The organism is Mesorhizobium sp. CA16 (assembly GCF_020165175.1).
Taxonomy (GTDB): Bacteria; Pseudomonadota; Alphaproteobacteria; order Rhizobiales; family Rhizobiaceae; genus Mesorhizobium.
In genome coordinates, this window is the sequence record NZ_JAIUHP010000002.1 from 234,459 (window position 1) to 251,708 (window position 17,250).

Sequence of the window (17,250 nt, forward strand, 5' to 3'; positions counted from 1 at the left end):
GCTTCTAAAGGACTTCGCGGACGAAGCGGTTGCGGACGAGCCGGAAGAACGGCACGGCGCCACCCGGCCGCAACAATGGATCTTCGGCAAGCCGACTTTCCAGTTCTTCCAGGACCATGCCGGTGATGTCGGGGATGTCGGCCTTGCGGGCATCGGCAAGCGGCAGCCAGACGAGTTCTTCGAGTTCGTTCGTCGGACCGCCGCCGGGCAATTCCACGGCAACGTCGTGGCGCCAGGCGCTGAAAAAACGCGTGTCGAAACGGCGCACGCGATTGGGCGGAGTGATGGCGCGGGCGACGAAGCGGAGCGCGTCCAGCGAGGGGATCACGCCGTGTTCGGCGAAACCCTGCCAGTCGCGCTTTGCGGTCGAGAAGGTGCCCTTGCGGCCGATCAGCAGGCCGGCTTCCTCATAGGTTTCGCGAATCGCCGACAGGGCGATTGCGCGGGCCCGCGCCGCGCTGGCACGGCCGGGGCCTGCGGCCAGCTTGCCTTCTTCCTCACCACCCAGAGGGGCAGCGACGGGAACGCGGCTGTCGGCGGGATCGGTGCGGCCGCCGGGGAAGACGAATTTTCCGGGCATGAAGGCGTGCCCGGCATGGCGCCGGCCCATCAGCACCAGAACGTCCTTGCCCCGGCGATCGAGCAGAATGAGGGTCGCCGCATCACGCGGACGCAACGCTCGGCCGCTGCGTACGGCCAGGCCCTTATCGAGCTTGTCGACATCCGCCTTGGTCATTCCTTCCATGCGCTCGACCTAGCGGAAACTTCCTTGATGCGAAAGTGGCTTGCGCGTCGCGGCCTTTGACCCAGGGCCGACCGCGGTGCGGCCTGGCTTAATTAATGGCTCTCGAATTCGTCCTTCTCGTCGCCGAAGCCGTGCATATAAAGCGCCCATTGCAGGCCGATGACAGCTCCCTTGACCGGCTGCAGCAGTGCGACGGCCAGAATAATGGTCAGCGGAACCCAGATCAGCGCGTGCTGCCAGGTCGACAGCGTCGACGCGGCCTCAACGGCCATGAAGCCGCCAACGACGATGTGACCGACGATGACGATGACCAGATAGGCGGGCAGGTCGTCCGCGCGATGGTGGTGCAGCTCCTCGCCGCAGACCTCGCACTTGTCCACGGGCTTCACGAAAGCGCGGAACAGCTTTCCCTTGCCGCAATGCGGGCAGCGGCCGAGTATCCCGCGCTTGATCGCCGTCCACAGGGGACGCGCGACGCGGCCCGAATGATGCTCGCCGCCGAAAACCTGTTCTTGCACTTGGACGTTACCTGGCATTATCGTCTCCTGCCGCGCGGACCGACGCGCGATTGCGACGCGCGGGCGCGGCCCTTGGCCTTGTGGAACGACCGCCTCGAGCCGGGCAGAGGCTTCGGGTCGGTCAGCATCTCGAAACGCATCGCACCGGCCATTGGCGCGACCTCGACCAGCCGGACTTCGACGCGATCGGCAAGCTGATAGCCCTTGCCGGTGCGTTCACCGAACAGTGATCGGGCGGTTTCGTCGTAGATATAGTAGTCGCCGCCCAGAGTTGACACCGGAATAAAGCCGTCGGCGCCATACTGCGGCAATTGGACAAAGAGTCCCGCCTTGGTGACGCCGGAGATGCGCGCGTCGAACGTGTCGTTGACGCGCTCGGCGAGATAGGCGGCAATCAGCCGGTCGACCGTATCGCGCTCGGCCGCCATGGCGCGACGCTCAGTCGCCGAGATCAGCGCGGCGACCTCTTCCAGCCGGTCCGCCTCCTGCTGCGCCAGGCCGCCGGGCCCGAGGCCAAGCGCCGCGATCAGCCCGCGGTGCACGATCAGATCGGCGTAGCGGCGGATCGGCGAGGTGAAATGGGCGTAGCGCCTGAGGTTGAGACCGAAATGGCCGATGTTCTTCGGCGAGTACTCCGCCTGGCTCTGCGAGCGCAGCACCACTTCGTTGACCAGCGCCTCGTTGTCGGCGCCGCGCACCCGCTCCAGAATGCCGTTGAACTGGCTCGGCCGCATCTGCGCGCCGCGCGCCAAGGACAGGCTGAGCGTTGCCAGGAACTCGCGCAGCGATTCCTGCTTGGCGAGCGACGGCGCGTCATGGATGCGGTAGACGAGCGGCTCTTTCTTGCCCTCCAATGTCTCGGCGGCCGCGACATTGGCCTGGATCATGAATTCCTCGATGAGCTTATGAGCGTCGAGGCGCTCCGGCACGACGACGCGGTCGACCGTGCCGTCGGGTTTCAGCAGGATCTTGCGCTCGGGCAGGTCGAGTTCAAGCGGCTGGCGGGACTGGCGGCCGCGCCTGAGCACGGCGTAGGCGTCCCATAACGGCTTCAAAGCGCTGTCGAGGATCGGCCGTGTCTTGTCGTCGGGCGCGCCGTCGATCGCGGCCTGCGCCTGCGGGTAGGCGAGCTTGGCGGCCGACTTCATCATGACGCGGTGGAAGGAATGTCTGAGCTTGCGGCCTTCCGAGGAGAAGGTCATGCGCACGGCGATTGCCGGCCTGTCTTCGCCCTCGCGCAGCGAGCAGAGATCGTTGGAGATGCGTTCAGGAAGCATGGGCACGACGCGGTCCGGAAAATAGACCGAATTGCCGCGCTTCAGGGCTTCGCGGTCGAGCGGCGTACCGTAGCGAACATAGGCTGCGACATCGGCGATCGCCACGGTGATGACAACGCCGCCGGGATTTTTCTCGTCCGTGTCCGGCGTGGCGAAGACCGCGTCGTCATGATCCTTGGCATCGGCCGGATCGATGGTCACCAGCGGCAGACTGCGCCAGTCCTCGCGGTGATCGAGCGTCGCCGGCTTCACCGCTTCGGCCTCGGCAATCACGTCGGCAGGAAAGACATGGGGAATGTCGTGGGCGTGGATGGCGATCATCGAGACAGCCTTCTCGCTGCTCAGCGAGCCCAGCACCGCCAGCACCTTTGCCCGGGGCAGTCCGTAACGGGATGCCCGCGCCGGCTCCACCTCCACCAGATCGCCATTTCTGGCGCCGTTCTGGAATTCCTTGTCGACGATCAGTTCCGGCTGGCGCCGTTCGACCGGCTCGATGCGGAAGGTTCCGTCCTTCAGCACGCGGAAGACGCCGAGCACGGCGTCGCTGCGCTTCTCGAAGATCTTCATCACCCGCCCGGTATAAGCAGGGCCTGACGGATCGTCGGTCGGGAAAGTCTTGGCAAGCACGCGGTCGCCAATGCCGGGGACCGGGCCGCCGGCGGCGCGCGAGATGCGGATGGCGATGACGGGGGGCGAGCCGGCGCCGGTATATTCGCTCGGATTCGCCAGAAGCACGCCGTCATCGTCGCGGCCGAAAATGTCGAGCACCGCGACATGAGGCACGGCGCCCGCGCGGGTGAGGCGCTTGCGCTCCTTGTTGAGGAGGCCTTCATCCTGCAGGTCTCGCAACAGGTCTTTCAGCCAGATGCGGTCCTCGCCGCGCAGCGCGAAGGCCTTGGCGATCTCGCGCTTGCCGGAGCGATCGGGATTTTCGGCGATGTAGCGCAGGACCTCGTCACGCGACGGACGATAGTCGTCCTTGACCTTGGCCCTGGTGTCGGCGTTGCGCGGATCGCCGTGGCTTCTTCCGGAGATCCTGCGCGCCACGTCCTGCTACCCCTTCTTCGCCGCCCGGCGGAAGGGCTTTTTGCCGCCTCCGCCCTTGGCTTCCTTCTCAGCAATCAGGGCGAGCGCTTCTTCCATCGTCACCGATTGCGGGTCCTTGCCTTTTGGCAGCGTCGCATTGACCTTGCCGTAGTTGACGTACGGGCCGTATTTGCCGTCGCGAACGACGATCTTGCCGCCGCCGTCCGGATGATCGCCCAATTCCTTGAGCGCCGCCGGCGTGGCGCCGTTGCGGCCACCCTTGCCCTTCTGCTGCTTCTCGGCGATCACCGAAACGGCGCGGTTCAGGCCGATCGAGAACACGTCCTCGATGCTCTCCAGATTGGCGTAGGTGCCGTCATGCAGCACGAACGGGCCGTAGCGCCCGAGGCCAGCCGAGATCATCTTGCCGGTTTCGGGATGTTTTCCCACATCGCGCGGCAGACCCAGCAGCGCCAGCGCCTTCTCGTGGTCGATCGAGTCGGGCGTCCAGCCCTTGGGCAGGCTTGAGCGCTTGGCCTCCTTGCCTTCGCCGCGCTGGATATAGGGGCCGAAACGGCCACTGCGCAGGGTAATTTCCTCGGCGGTATAAGGATCTTTGCCGAGCAGCTTGACGCCGTCCTCGCCATTGCCGTTCTCGCCATTGGGATTGGCGGCGTCGCCGAGCTGGCGGGTGTAGGAGCATTCGGGATAGTTCGAGCAGCCGACAAAGGCGCCGAACTTGCCGAGCTTCAGCGACAGGTTGCCGGTGCCGCATTTCGGACAGATGCGCGGATTGGAACCGTCCTCACGCTCCGGGAAGACCAGCGGCGCGAGTTCTTCATTGAGCGCATCGAGCACGTCGGCGACGCGCAGTTCCTTGATGTCGTCGACGGCGCCGGAGAAATCCTTCCAGAAGTCGCGTAGCACGTCCTTCCAGGCGAGCTTGCCGTCGGAAATCTCGTCGAGCTTCTCCTCGAGCGAAGCGGTGAAGTCATATTCAACATAGCGCTCGAAGAAGCTTTCGAGAAAGGCCGAGAGCAGCCTGCCCTTGGCCTGCGGCACGAGCTTGCGACGGTCGATGGTGACGTAGTCGCGATCCTCGAGCGTCTTCAGGATCGCGGTGTAGGTCGATGGCCGGCCGATGCCGAGCTCTTCCAGCTTCTTGATCAGCGACGCCTCGGAATAGCGCGGCGGCGGCTCGGTGGTGTGCTGGGTCGCGTTGATCGCCTGGCGGGCAAGCTGCTCGCCGGAGCGGATCTCGGGCAGGCGGCGGCTCTCCTCGTCCTCGGCGTCCTCGTCCTTCTGATCGGTGTAGGCGGCAATGAAGCCGTCGAAGCGGACGACCGAGCCGATCGCGCGCAGCTCGGCGGTGCGGGCGCCGTTGACCGCCTCGATCTCGACCGTGGTGCGTTCGATCTCGGCCGGCTGCATCTGGCTGGCGATGGCGCGCTTCCAGATCAGCTCGTAAAGCCGGGCCTGGTCGGCATCGAGATATTGCCGAACGGAAGCCGGCGTGCGCTTGAAATCGGTCGGGCGGATCGCCTCGTGGGCTTCCTGGGCGTTCTTGGCCTTGGTGGTGTAGAAACGCGGCTTCTCCGGCAGGTATTTCGCGCCGAACTCGCTGACGATAGCGTTGCGGGCGGCCTCGATCGCCTCCGGCGCCATCTGCACGCCGTCGGTTCGCATATAGGTAATGAGGCCGGCGGTCTCGCCGCCGACATCCATGCCTTCATAGAGCTTTTGCGCCACCTGCATGGTGCGGTTGGCCGAGAAACCGAGGCCTGACGAGGCGGCCTGCTGCAGCGTCGAGGTTGTGAAGGGCGGGCCGGGATTGCGTTTTGTCGGCTTAGCTTCCACCGACAATGCCTTGAAGGTCGCGCCTTCGAGCATCGCCTTGATGTCGTCGGCCTGCGCCTTGTTGGCGATATCAAGCTTCTGCAGCTTCTTGCCGGCAAAGGCGGTCAGCCGCGCCTCGAAACTGTCGTTGCGCGGGGTGCCGAGGATGGCGGCGATCTGCCAGTATTCCTCGCGGATGAAGCGCTCGATTTCGGATTCGCGGTCGCAGACCAGGCGCAACGCCACCGACTGGACGCGGCCGGCAGAGCGGGCGCCCGGCAGCTTGCGCCACAGCACCGGCGACAACGTGAAGCCGACGAGATAATCGAGCGCGCGGCGGGCGAGATAGGCGTCGACTAGCGGCGCGTCGATCTGGCGCGGATGGGCCATGGCATCGAGCACCGAGGCCTTGGTGATGGCGTTGAAGACGACCCGGCTGACCGGCTTGTCCTTCAGCGCGCGCTTCTGCTTCAGGACTTCCAGCACATGCCAGGAAATCGCTTCGCCCTCGCGATCCGGGTCGGTGGCGAGGATCAGCCCGTCGGCATCCTTCACCGCCTTGGCGATGTCGGCAAGGCGCTTGCCGGACGCGGTGTCGACCGACCAGGACATGGCGAAGTCCTCGTCAGGGCGCACCGAGCCGTCCTTGGCGGGAAGATCGCGGACATGGCCGAAGGAGGCCAGAACCTTATAGTTCTTGCCGAGATATTTGTTGATTGTCTTCGCCTTGGCCGGCGATTCGACGACGACGACGTCCATGAGGTCTCTTAATCAGCTGTGAGGTGGCGGAAGAACTCCGCGACGCGCGACGAAATCCCACTCTTTTCGTCGCTCACATGGCCGTGCTTTTGCGATCGGTCAAGGGGAAGTCGCCAATTTGGGAACCGGCCGCTGGCAATACACTCTTAGAGTGTATGGCAAAGATCACATTTTTGGGGATGGAGGCATGCACGCCTCCAACCGGGCGGACAACCGGTAAAAGACGACCGGCTGCCGGATCAAGAGAGTCGGCAGCCGGAGCATTCAACAACGTTGCCTCAGTCGGCCTTGACCACGTGCCAGGTGCCGGCAACGCCTTCGCCGGTCATGTCGCCGGCCTTCTTGTCCTTGACGAAGGTATAGACCGGCTTGCCGTCATAGGCCCACATCTTGGTGCCGTCGGTGCGGTCGACGATCGTCCATTCATCGTCGGCCTTGGCGCCGGCCTCGGCCTTCAACGGCGGCCAGTTGGCGGCGCATTTGTCGTAGCAATTGGACTTGCCCTTCTCGTCCTTGTCGAAGGTATAGAGCGTCATGCCCTTGGCGTCGGTATAAATCTTGGTGCCGCTCACTTCGGCTTCCTTCCAGGCTTCGGCGGCCTGGGATGCGGCGGTGCCCAGCAGTAGCGCGGCAAACCCGAGTGCGATTGCTTTCACGATAGTCTCCCTGAAACAAGCGCGCGGCAGTCGCGCGCTGTTCGGTCAACGCGTTGGGATGCCTGTTTCTTCCTGCGGCGAAGCGGCGACGTGCCACACAATGGTGGTTGGCAGGGGCGTGCCCGCATCGCTATATCGACGCCAGCATAATCGGGACTCACTGGATGGCATTGGACATCGGCTATGTCAGCGCGGTCGGGGCAGGGGCGATCTCGTTCCTGTCGCCTTGCGTGCTGCCGCTGGTGCCGCCCTATCTCTGCTACATGGCCGGTGTTTCGGTCGAGGATTTCCGCGGCAATCAAAGCGTGACCGCAAAGGAAGGCGCGCGCGGCGCGCTGCTTTATGCTTCCGTGGCCTTCGTGCTCGGCTTTTCCACCGTCTTCGTGGCGCTTGGGGCCGGCGCCTCGACCATCGGCCGCCTGCTGCGCGTCTGGCAGGAACCGCTGGCGATGGCGGCGGGCGTGCTGATCATCATCATGGGCCTGAACTTCCTTGGCATCCTGCGCATTCCGCTTTTGTCGCGCGAGGCGCGCTTCCAGTCGCAGGGCAAGCCGGCCAGCATGATCGCGGCCTATGTCATGGGGCTGGCCTTCGCCTTCGGCTGGACGCCTTGCATCGGCCCGGTGCTGGGGCCGATCCTGACTTTGGCCGGCGGGCGCGAGACCGTTGGCGAGGGCGCGCTGCTGCTTGCCGCCTATTCGCTGGGCCTCGGCATCCCGTTCCTGATCGCGGCGCTGTTTTCCGGCGCCTTCATGCGCTTCCTCGGCAAATTCCGCGTCCATCTCGGCCGTGTCGAGAAAGCGATCGGCGCGCTGCTGGTCGTCGCCGGCGTGTTTTTCCTCACTGGCGGCGTGCAGAGCGCGTCCTATTGGCTCTTGGAGAATTTCCCGGTGCTGGGAAGGCTGGGGTAGTTTAGTTGCTGGCAGAGAGTCGAGCTGTGAACCCGTTGTAGAGATCAGCATCGAAGGGTCCTGTGCCCTCTATCTCGTGTTCCATAATTTGCTATGGAGACCTGGGGCGACCACTATGTTCAGACAACCCATCGAGTCACCTGCTCCGCCGTCTCACCGGAATTTCCGCCGCGACGATCACTCCGGCACGCCGGAGATGCCCAGCGCCTCGACGTAACGCTCGCCGAACACCTTGTCCTGCCATGGGTTGATCTGTCTCTGCAGGGTGAGCGTGTAGGTCGGGAACGCCTCCATCAGCCGCCGCGCCGCCGCCCGCGCCTCCTCCAGCCGGTTGAGTTTGACCAGCGCCATAATCACCACCCGGTGCGAGGAGCCGTAGTTCGGCATCTCCTGCAGCGCGCGTTCTCCCCATGCCAGCGCTTCCTCGTAGCGCTCGAGCATCAGGTAGCTCATCCCGATGCCCGAGAGCGCGATGCCCTTCTCGGGGTCGACCGGGCTCAGCCGCATTGCCCTGTGAAAGTGCTCGATCGCGACGAGCGGGCGGCCGGAATGTGCGTTGACCCAACCGCAGCTCGTATGGCCCTGCGCCGAATTGGGATTGAGCAGCAGGGATCGTTCGATCGTGGCCAGCGCCATCTCGTAGTCCTTCGCGCTGTAGGCGATCACCTGCGCGGCGAAGCGCAGGCTCGTGGGGTCGTCGCGCGCTTCCGCCAGTACCTCGCGCGCCATGCGCGTGGCGACCCGGGTATCCTCGGGCTCGTGCCAGCACTGGCTCACGGATATGCTGCGGATATAGGCGCCGAGTGCCTTCGCCAAGTTGAAGCCGGGGTCGATGCTAAGCGCCTCGTTGGTGAGCCGACGCACGTCGGCAAAGCCTTCGCGCGTCATGCTGTAGAAGCGCGGCAGCGCGCGAAGGTAGAGGTCGTAGGCGCTCATGTAGTCGGTCGGCTTCATGCGCGCCTGCTTGATTTCCTCCAGCCGGATGCTCGGCTCGACAGCGCCGACGACGCTCTCGGTCACCTTGTCCTGCAGGTCGAAGATGTCGCACATATCGCCCTCGAAGCGGTCGGCCCAGACATGGTGTCCGCTGATCGCGTCCACCAACTGCCCACTGATACGCACCCGCGATCCTGCCCTGCGGATGCTGCCTTCGAGCACGTAGCGGACGCCCAGCTCGCGCCCGACCTGGCGCAGGTCCACCGCCCGGCCCTTGTAGGTGAAGGACGAGTTGCGGGCGATCACGAAGAAGGAGTTCACTCGGCTCAATCCCGTGATGATGTCCTCCACCAGCCCGTCGGCGAAGTATTCCTGATCGGGGTCGCCGCTCATGTTGGTGAAAGGCAGAACCGCGATCGAGGGTTTCTCGGGCAGGGGAGGCGGGGCAGCGCTGGCGTCGGACTCGACGCGGTAGGCGCGCACGGGCCGCTCGATGTTCTTGAGGCGCAGCTCGCCGAGCGGCGTGAAGCCGCAGTCGAGCTTGCCCTGAAGGTGGTCGTAGGCGGTGCCCGAGACGACAACGGTGCCGGGATCGGCGACGCTTTCGAGGCGGGCGGCGATGTTGACCCCGTCGCCGTAGAGGTCGCCGTCCTCCTCGCAAACCACGTCGCCGAGATTGACGCCGATGCGGAAGCGAATCCTCTCTTCCTCGGGGGTCTCCGCCTCGCGTTCTGCCAGGGTCCGCTGGATCGCCATCGCCGAGGTCACCGCGTTGACGACGCTCGCGAATTCGCACAGCATGCCGTCGCCGGTGAGCTTGACGATCCGACCCTGATGCTCGGAGACCAGCGGTTCGAGGAGGTCCTTGCGGTAGATCTTCAGCCGCTCGAGCGTGCAGCGCTCGTCGCGCTCCATCAGGCGCGAATAACCGACCACGTCGCAAGCCAGGATCGCAGCGAGGTGGCGCCGCACGGTCATCGCACCGCTCGGCCAAGCGCCTGCACGCGTGCCGCTCCGCGTCCATGTCCCGCCAACTTCCAGACGCGCCACGCGCATGGTATCCATCTCTCCCAGTCTCCGCCCGTCGCCGATGTGGAACGGAAAACGCAGCTCGATCTTGCCTTCACGAGATTTCGCCATCCCGCTTGCGACGCAGCACCCCCAGCAGGCCGGGGATATTTCCTGACCTGTGTAACCGGCTGACGCCACCGTGGCGGTGCTTTTGTATCGGGCATCACACCCGACGTTCGCACTTGGAGACTTGGCTTTGCCATCTCACCGGAATTTAACCGCATTGGTGCAGCATGGCCTACGCTGTTAATATGCGTTGATTCAAACCTTTTTCATACGGTTGCCCATCCATGAGCCAGAGATCCTGCCTGTCTGTCATCCTTGCCGCCGGCGAAGGCACCCGCATGAAAAGCGCGATGCCCAAGGTGCTGCATGCCATTGCCGGCCTGCCGATGGTGGCTCACGTCGTGAAAGCCGCTGAGGGTGCCGGTGCGACCGGCGTGGCGCTCGTGATCGGCCACGGCGCAGACGAGATGCGCAAGGCGGTGCAGAAATTTGCGCCAAAGGCGGAGACTTTCGTGCAGGACAAGCGGCTCGGCACCGCGCATGCGGTCCTCGCGGCGCGTGAAGCAATATCAAAGGGTTATGACGATATTCTCGTGATGTTCGGCGACACGCCGCTAATCGATGCGCAGGCGTTGGCCGCAGCGCGGCAGAAGCTGGCGGAGGGGGCGGCCGTCGCGGTGATCGGCTTCCGTCCGCCAAGCCCGACCGGCTACGGCCGGTTGATCGAAAAAGGCGGTCATCTCATTGCCATCCGCGAGGAGAAGGACTGCTCGGAGGAAGAGAAAAAGATCGGCTTCTGCAATGCCGGCATGATGGCGGTGGCGGGCAAGCATGCGCTGCGGCTGCTCGACAAGGTCGGCAACAAGAACGCCAAGGGCGAATTCTACCTCACCGACATCGTCGAGATCGCCGGCGCGGAAGGGCTCGACGTAGTGGCAACGGAAGCGAGTTTCGAAAGCGCGCTCGGCATCAACAACCGGGCCGAGCTCGCCGAGGCGGAAGCGATTTGGCAGGCGCGCCGTCGGCGCGAGGCGATGCTGTCCGGAGTTACGCTGATCGCGCCCGAAACCGTCTATTTCTCGCACGACACCGAGATCGGCGCCGATACGCTCGTCGAGCCGAATGTCTGGTTCGGGCCGGGTGTGAAGATCGCGTCAGGCGCCAAGATTCACGCCTTCAGCCACATCGAGGGCGCAACGATCGCCTCAAATTGCGATGTCGGGCCGTTCGCCCGGCTGCGGCCTGGCGCGGACCTTCGAAACAAGGCAAAGGTCGGCAATTTCTGCGAGGTCAAGCAGGCGACGATCGAAGAGGGCGCCAAGGTCAATCACCTGACCTACATCGGCGATGCGCGCGTGGGTGCGGCAGCCAATATCGGCGCCGGCACCATCACCTGCAATTATGACGGCTACTCGAAATTCTTCACCGATATCGGCGAGGGCGCCTTTGTCGGTTCGAATTCCTCGCTGGTGGCGCCGGTCTCGATCGGCAAAGGCGGCTATATCGCCTCCGGCAGCGTGATCACCGAAAGCGTGCCCGACGACGCGCTGGCCTTCGGCCGCGCCCGCCAGAAAACGATCCCCGGCAAGGGCAAGGAGTTGCGCGAGCGCTTCGCTTCCGCCGCTGCGGCGAAGAAGAAGGCTGCGGCGGAATAGCGTTTCAGGTGGTGCTTTCGGTGATTTTGCCGAAAGCAGCCGTTACCACGATCTCGCCGACGATTGCCTTGTTGAATTGAGGCAGGTCTTCGGCGGGTATCCAATATTCGAGATGCGCCCTGCTGCCGGCGTGCTCGACGCGATAGCCGTCGAGGAAGCTTTTCAGGACCTCAAACCGCGTGATGAAGCCGGAACCGCTCGCCTACACGTTCCAGTCTCGGGCGATCTGGACAGCATAGGCTTCAGTGAGCACCGGATAGAAAATCGGCTGATCGGGCAGGCGCGGCGGAAATTCGCGCATGCCCAAAAGCCTTGATCAGCGTCAACTCCTGCGGTCCGACCGGCCGCCACAGCGTTACGGTATGCGTCGCTTTGCTCATTGGTCGAATAAACTGCCCAATTCGAGCCGAGGCAAGGCCCCAAGGAGCGTTCGCCATACGGGCCTTTGCCAACTGTGGCGTGGCGTTCGTCGTTCGAACGATGACATGCTCCGGCCTCAAATGTTTACATGGTGATGAACACCGCCAAACCGTCTAAGCGACAAGACAAGCGTTTGCGGTAACCGGATTGCAAGGGCGTTCTGAGAATGTCCAATGGTACAAAACCGTTCCCGGTGACATGGAACGAAACGCAAAGTGACTTTTACGGCAGGCCGGCAATCCATAGATAGCGCTGGGTTTTCTGCTGGGAATCGGGGGCAATCGCCATGTGCGGTATCGTTGGAATCGTTGGCCGAAGCCAAGTCGCGCCGCTCATCGTCGATGCGCTGAAGCGGCTTGAATATCGCGGCTACGACTCGGCCGGCGTCGCCACCATCGAAAGGGGCGAGCTCGGCCGCCGCCGCGCTGAGGGCAAGCTGGTCAATCTCGAACGCCGGCTGAAGGACGAGCCGCTGGACGGCACGATCGGCATCGGCCACACACGCTGGGCGACGCATGGCGTGCCCAACGAGACCAATGCGCATCCGCATTTTTCCGAAGGCGTCGCCATCGTCCACAACGGCATTATCGAGAATTTCGCCGAGCTGCGCGACGAACTCACCCGCGACGGCTACTCTTTCTCTTCGCAGACCGACACCGAGGTCGTCGCGCATCTGGTGGCGCGCGAGCTCGCCAAGGGGCTGAAGCCAGTGGAAGCCGCGCATGCGGCGCTGAAGCGGCTTTCCGGCGCCTTTGCCCTGGCAATCATGTTCAAGGGCGACGAGGACCTGATCGTCGGCGCCCGCAACGGACCGCCTCTGGCCGTCGGCCATGGCGAGGGCGAGATGTTTTTGGGCTCCGACGCCATTGCGCTGGCGCCTTTCACCAATGCGGTCACCTATCTGGAAGACGGCGACTGGGCGGTCGTGCGTCGCGAAAGCGTGACCATCTATGACATCGACGGCAGACAGGTCGACCGCAAGCGCCAGCAGTCACTGTCGACCAGCTTCATGGTCGACAAGGGAAACCGCCGCCATTTCATGGAAAAGGAAATCCATGAGCAGCCGGAGGTGATCTCGCACACGCTGGCGCATTACTTGGATTTCGCATCGGGGGTGTCGAAGCCGCTCGACCTGCCCTTCGACTTCGCCAAGATCGGCCGCCTGGCACTTTCGGCCTGCGGCACCGCCTACCTCGCCGGGCTGATCAGCAAATACTGGTTCGAGCGCTATGCACGGCTGCCGATCGACATCGACGTCGCCTCCGAGTTCCGCTACCGCGAGATGCCGCTTTCGGCCAATGACGCGGCCTTCTTCATCTCGCAGTCGGGCGAGACCGCCGACACGCTTGCTTCGCTGCGCTATTGCCGCAAGGCCGGCATGAAAATCGGCGCTGTCGTCAATGTGCGGGAATCGACCATGGCGCGCGAATCCGACGTCGTGCTGCCGACGCTGGCCGGGCCGGAGATCGGCGTCGCCTCGACCAAGGCTTTCACCTGCCAGCTATCCGTCTTGGCTGCGCTCGCGGTCCGCGCGGGCGTGGCGCGCGGCACGATCTCGCGCGATGAGGAAAAGCAGCTGGTGCGCGAGCTTTCCGAGGCGCCGCGCTACGCCACCCGGGTGCTGAAGCTTGACGAGCAGATCGAGCGCATCTCGCGCGAGCTGTCGCGCTACAAGGACGTGCTCTATCTCGGCCGCGACACCAATTTTCCGCTGGCCATGGAAGGCGCACTGAAGCTCAAGGAAATCTCCTATATCCACGCCGAAGGCTATGCCGGCGGCGAGCTGAAGCACGGGCCGATCGCGCTGATCGACGAGAACATGCCGGTGATCGTCATTGCGCCGCATGACCGCATCTTCGAAAAGACCGTCTCGAACATGCAGGAAGTGGCGGCGCGTGGCGGCAAGATCATCCTGATCACCGACAAGAAGGGCGCGGCGCAGGCCGGCATCAAGACGATGGAGACGATCATCCTGCCCGAAGTGCCGGAGATCATCTCGCCGATCATCTACGCGCTGCCGATCCAGATGCTGGCATATTTCACCGCCGTCTTCATGGGCACCGACGTCGACCAGCCGCGCAATCTGGCGAAATCGGTGACCGTGGAGTAGGTTGTGCCGTGCCGCTGGCTACAGCGGCCTGACGATCGCTCTTTAAAAACTTCGCAGTTCCAAACCGGCTCGCGGTTCACTAATCTCAGCGTTGCAACCTGCGCCGCGGTGAACCCATGTCCGACGCCCTGAAGACCTCTGGCATGACCCGGCTAAGGAATTATTTCCTGACCGGCTTCATCGTCTGCGCGCCGCTGGCGATCACGGTCTATATCGCCTGGTCGCTTATCGGCTGGGTCGATTCCTGGGTAAAACCCTATATTCCAGCCCGCTACAATCCCGATACCTATCTGCCGTTCCCGGTTCCGGGCTTCGGGCTGATCGTGGCGCTGGTGCTGATCACGCTGATCGGTTTCCTGACGGCGAACATCGTCGGCCGCGCCATTGTCAATTTCGGCGAGCGGCTGCTTGGCCGCATGCCGCTGGTGCGTGGCATCTATGGCTCGCTGAAGCAGATTTTCGAGACGGTGCTGTCGAACAAGGGCGACATGTTCCGCCAGGTCGGGTTGGTCGAATATCCGAGAAAGGGCGTCTGGTCGCTGGTCTTCGTCGCCAGCGACAAGGAAACCGAGATCAACCAGAAGCTCGATCAGGAAGGTGATCCGCTGATTGCGGTGTTCATGCCCTGCACGCCCAATCCAACCACCGGTTTCCTGATGTATGTCCACAAATCCGAGATCGTGCCGCTCGACATGTCGATCGAGGACGGCGCCAAGCTGATCGTCTCGGCCGGCATGGTGGCGCCGGAGGTCAAGGCCAAGCTGGTGACGCTGAACGGCGAGCCCGTCGAAGGCGGCCTCGCCAACCCGGCGATTGGCACCGCTCAGCCGGCGCGCAGCAGCCGCACCGCCTCATCGCGGCCGAACAGATAAAGCAGCAGCCGCAGCGCCCCGCCGCGTTCGGACTGCAATTCTGGGTCGCGCGACAGGATCAGGCGTGCGTCGTCGCGCGCGGCTTCGAGCAGATCGGCATGGAACTCGAGGCGCGCCACCTGGAAGCCTGGTGTGCCGGACTGGCGGGTGCCCAGCAACTCGCCTTCGCCGCGCAGTTTCAGGTCCTCCTCGGCGATCTTGAAGCCGTCCTCTGTCTCGCGCATCACCGAGAGCCGGCGTTTGGCCGTCTCGCCGAGCGGCTCCTTGTAGAGCAGGACGCAGGAGGAGGGCTTGTCGCTGCGCCCGACCCGGCCGCGCAACTGGTGCAACTGGGCAAGGCCGAAGCGTTCGGCATGCTCGATCACCATGATCGTGGCGTCGGGCACGTCGACGCCGACCTCGATCACGGTGGTGGCGATGAGGATGCGCGTTTCGCCCTGCTTGAAGGAGCGCATCGCCTCGTCTTTCTCCGCACCCTTCATGCGACCGTGCACCAGGCCGATCCGGTCGCCGAAGAGCGGTTTCAGCGAAGCAAAGCGGTCCTCCGCCGACATCAGCTTGATCTCTTCGGATTCCTCGACCAGCGGGCAGATCCAGTAGATCTTCTGGCCATCGGCGACGGCGTCAAGCATGCGGCCGACCAGCTCATCCAGCCGTTCCATCGGCAAGGTGACGGTGCGGATCGGCTGCCGGCCGGCCGGCTTCTCGGTCAGTTTCGAGACGTCCATGTCGCCGAAGGCGGTCAGCACCAGCGTGCGCGGGATGGGGGTCGCCGTCATCACCAGCATATCGGGTGCATCGCCCTTGGCGGTGATGGCGAGGCGCTGATGAACGCCGAAGCGGTGCTGCTCGTCGACGACGGCAAGCACCAAGTCGTGAAACGTCACGCTTTCCTGGAACAGCGCATGCGTGCCGACGATGATGTCGATTTCGCCGCCGGCAAGACCGGCAAGCGTCTCGGCACGCTCGCGGCCCTTCTCGCGCCCGGTCAGGATAGCGAGGCGCAGGCCGGCTTTTTCCGCCAGCGGCGCGATCGTCGCCAGATGCTGGCGCGCCAGGATCTCGGTCGGCGCCATCAGGGCCGCCTGGCCGCCGGCCTCGACCGCGCGCGCCATGGCGAGCAGCGCCACCACCGTCTTGCCTGAGCCGACATTGCCCTGCAGCAGGCGCAGCATGCGTTCGGGATCGGCAAGGTCTGCATTGATTTCGCCGAGCGCGAATTCCTGGCTTGTGGTGAGCTTGTAGGGAAGGGCAGCTCGCAGCTTCTCGACGATGCTGCCGTCGCCGGTAAGCGGCCGGCCCGAGAGCCGGCGAATTCTCGCTCGCACCAGCGCCAGCGAAACCTGGCCGGCCAGCAATTCGTCATAGGCAAGGCGTCGCCAGGCCGACCCCTCGACGGCAACGTCGATCGGATCCTTCGGATAATGGATGCGCGCAAGCGCATCGCCGAAGGACGGGAATGTATGGCGGCGCATGAAGGCGTCGTCCTGCCACTCCGGCAGCTCTGGCAGGCGGCCAAGCGCCTGTCCGATGGCGCGGCGCAACACCTTTGCCGAGAGGCCGGCGGTGAGCGGATAGACCGGCTCGACCAACGGTAGGCCCTCGGCCTCGTCGATCGGCGCGATGTGGTCGGGATGGACCATCGTCGGGCGGCCGTTGAACCACTCCATGCGGCCTGAGATCACCACACGCTCGCCCTCGGGAAGCATTTTCTGCAGATAGGCGGCATGGGCATGGAAGAAGGTCAGCGCGACCTCGCCGGTGTCGTCATGGGCGTAAACCCTGTACGGCACCGACCTGTTGCCGCGCGGCGGCGGCTGGTGGCGGTCGACGCGCACCTCGAGCGTGACGATCTGGCCCTCGGCCGACAGCGCGATGCCGGGCCGGTTGCGGCGGTCGATGACGGTGTTGGGTAGCACGAACAGAAGGTCGGCCGCGCGCGCAGCGCGATCGCCGAGGTCGGCTGGCACGACACGCTCGATCAGCAATCCGACCTTCGGGCCGACGCCGGCAAGCGAAGTGATCGGAACGAACAAGGGATCGAGGACGGTGGGACGCATCGTGTCAGCTTATGTCGCGACGAGGGCAGCGCAAAGGCTGACACCGCTCTCTATCCACGCTATATGCGCCGCTTTGGACAGGGATGCGGCGCCATGACCGGAACACAGCGATCAAGCGAGGGGTTGGACGCGCGCCGCCGCAAGCTCCTGTTCCGCTCCTGGCATCGCGGCATGCGCGAGATGGACCTGATTCTCGGTTCCTTCGCCGACGCCGAGATCGGCGCCTTGACCGGCGATGAAATCGACCAATATGAGAGACTTCTCGAAATTCCCGACACCGAATTTCTCCCGATGGTCACCGGCGAGCGCCCGGTTCCGCCCGATATCGACTGCGCGGTTCTGCGGAAGATCCTGGCGTCGCGCCGGACCATGACATTTTGAAAAACGCATAT

Annotated in this window: 12 protein-coding genes and 1 pseudogene; 5 read left to right on the forward strand and 8 right to left on the reverse strand. The window is 64.2% G+C overall.

Translation table 11 applies throughout. The features are described 5' to 3' along the window. Positions 1-4: 4 nt before the first annotated feature. From LB525_RS04910 to LB525_RS04930, 5 genes are all read right to left on the reverse strand, one after another. On the reverse strand, positions 5-745 hold the full coding sequence (locus LB525_RS04910; RefSeq protein ID WP_140840325.1) for an NUDIX hydrolase: 741 nt from the start codon (positions 743-745) through the stop codon (positions 5-7). A 92-nt stretch (positions 746-837) separates the two neighbouring features. Then, positions 838-1,281 (reverse strand): DUF983 domain-containing protein, encoded by a 444-nt coding sequence (locus LB525_RS04915; RefSeq protein ID WP_224543757.1) that lies wholly within the window; start codon positions 1,279-1,281, stop codon positions 838-840. Further along, positions 1,281-3,587 carry a ribonuclease R gene (rnr, locus tag LB525_RS04920; RefSeq protein ID WP_224543758.1) on the reverse strand — a complete coding sequence of 769 codons (2,307 nt, stop codon included), beginning with the start codon at positions 3,585-3,587 and terminating at the stop codon, positions 1,281-1,283. Before rnr ends, LB525_RS04915 begins: the two co-directional genes overlap by 1 nt. A 6-nt stretch (positions 3,588-3,593) precedes the next feature. Next, complete coding sequence (topA, locus tag LB525_RS04925) at positions 3,594-6,161, reverse strand: type I DNA topoisomerase (RefSeq protein ID WP_224543760.1); 2,568 nt, start codon at positions 6,159-6,161, stop codon at positions 3,594-3,596. 278 nt (positions 6,162-6,439) lie between these two features. After that, the gene (locus LB525_RS04930; protein ID WP_224543761.1) at positions 6,440-6,817 is read right to left on the reverse strand and encodes a hypothetical protein; all 378 of its coding nucleotides are present in this window, start codon (positions 6,815-6,817) and stop codon (positions 6,440-6,442) included. A 164-nt stretch (positions 6,818-6,981) separates the two neighbouring features. Here LB525_RS04930 and LB525_RS04935 point away from each other — a divergent pair, with 164 nt between their 5' ends. Beyond that, on the forward strand, positions 6,982-7,728 hold the full coding sequence (locus LB525_RS04935) for a cytochrome c biogenesis CcdA family protein (protein ID WP_224543763.1): 747 nt from the start codon (positions 6,982-6,984) through the stop codon (positions 7,726-7,728). A 177-nt stretch (positions 7,729-7,905) separates the two neighbouring features. On the opposite strand, the gene LB525_RS04940 is transcribed toward LB525_RS04935, so the two are convergent. Beyond that, positions 7,906-9,804: an adenylate/guanylate cyclase domain-containing protein gene (locus LB525_RS04940; RefSeq protein WP_224543764.1), complete on the reverse strand. Its 1,899-nt coding sequence runs from the start codon at positions 9,802-9,804 to the stop codon at positions 7,906-7,908. Positions 9,805-10,025: 221 nt separating this feature from the next. Here LB525_RS04940 and glmU point away from each other — a divergent pair, with 221 nt between their 5' ends. Beyond that, positions 10,026-11,396 carry a bifunctional UDP-N-acetylglucosamine diphosphorylase/glucosamine-1-phosphate N-acetyltransferase GlmU gene (gene glmU, locus LB525_RS04945; RefSeq protein ID WP_224543765.1) on the forward strand — a complete coding sequence of 457 codons (1,371 nt, stop codon included), beginning with the start codon at positions 10,026-10,028 and terminating at the stop codon, positions 11,394-11,396. A 4-nt stretch (positions 11,397-11,400) separates the two neighbouring features. On the opposite strand, the pseudogene LB525_RS04950 reads toward glmU, so the two are convergent. After that, positions 11,401-11,776: pseudogene (locus LB525_RS04950) on the reverse strand (ADP-ribosylation/crystallin J1). Positions 11,777-12,102: 326 nt separating this feature from the next. Between LB525_RS04950 and glmS the strand changes: the two are divergent. Beyond that, positions 12,103-13,926, forward strand: coding sequence for a glutamine--fructose-6-phosphate transaminase (isomerizing) (gene glmS / locus LB525_RS04955; protein WP_095765116.1), 1,824 nt, complete (start codon positions 12,103-12,105; stop codon positions 13,924-13,926). 116 nt (positions 13,927-14,042) lie between these two features. After that, positions 14,043-14,798, forward strand: coding sequence for a DUF502 domain-containing protein (locus LB525_RS04960; protein WP_140840309.1), 756 nt, complete (start codon positions 14,043-14,045; stop codon positions 14,796-14,798). Here the strand turns inward: LB525_RS04960 and recG are convergent. Then, on the reverse strand, positions 14,750-16,858 hold the full coding sequence (gene recG / locus LB525_RS04965; protein ID WP_224543766.1) for an ATP-dependent DNA helicase RecG: 2,109 nt from the start codon (positions 16,856-16,858) through the stop codon (positions 14,750-14,752). The two genes, LB525_RS04960 and recG, sit on opposite strands and share 49 nt — an antisense overlap. A gap of 93 nt (positions 16,859-16,951) precedes the next feature. On the opposite strand from recG, the gene LB525_RS04970 reads away from it, so the two are divergent. Continuing rightward, a complete protein-coding gene (locus LB525_RS04970) occupies positions 16,952-17,239 on the forward strand; it encodes a succinate dehydrogenase assembly factor 2 (protein ID WP_140646163.1) in 288 nt (95 codons plus the stop codon). Positions 17,240-17,250: the final 11 nt, after the last annotated feature.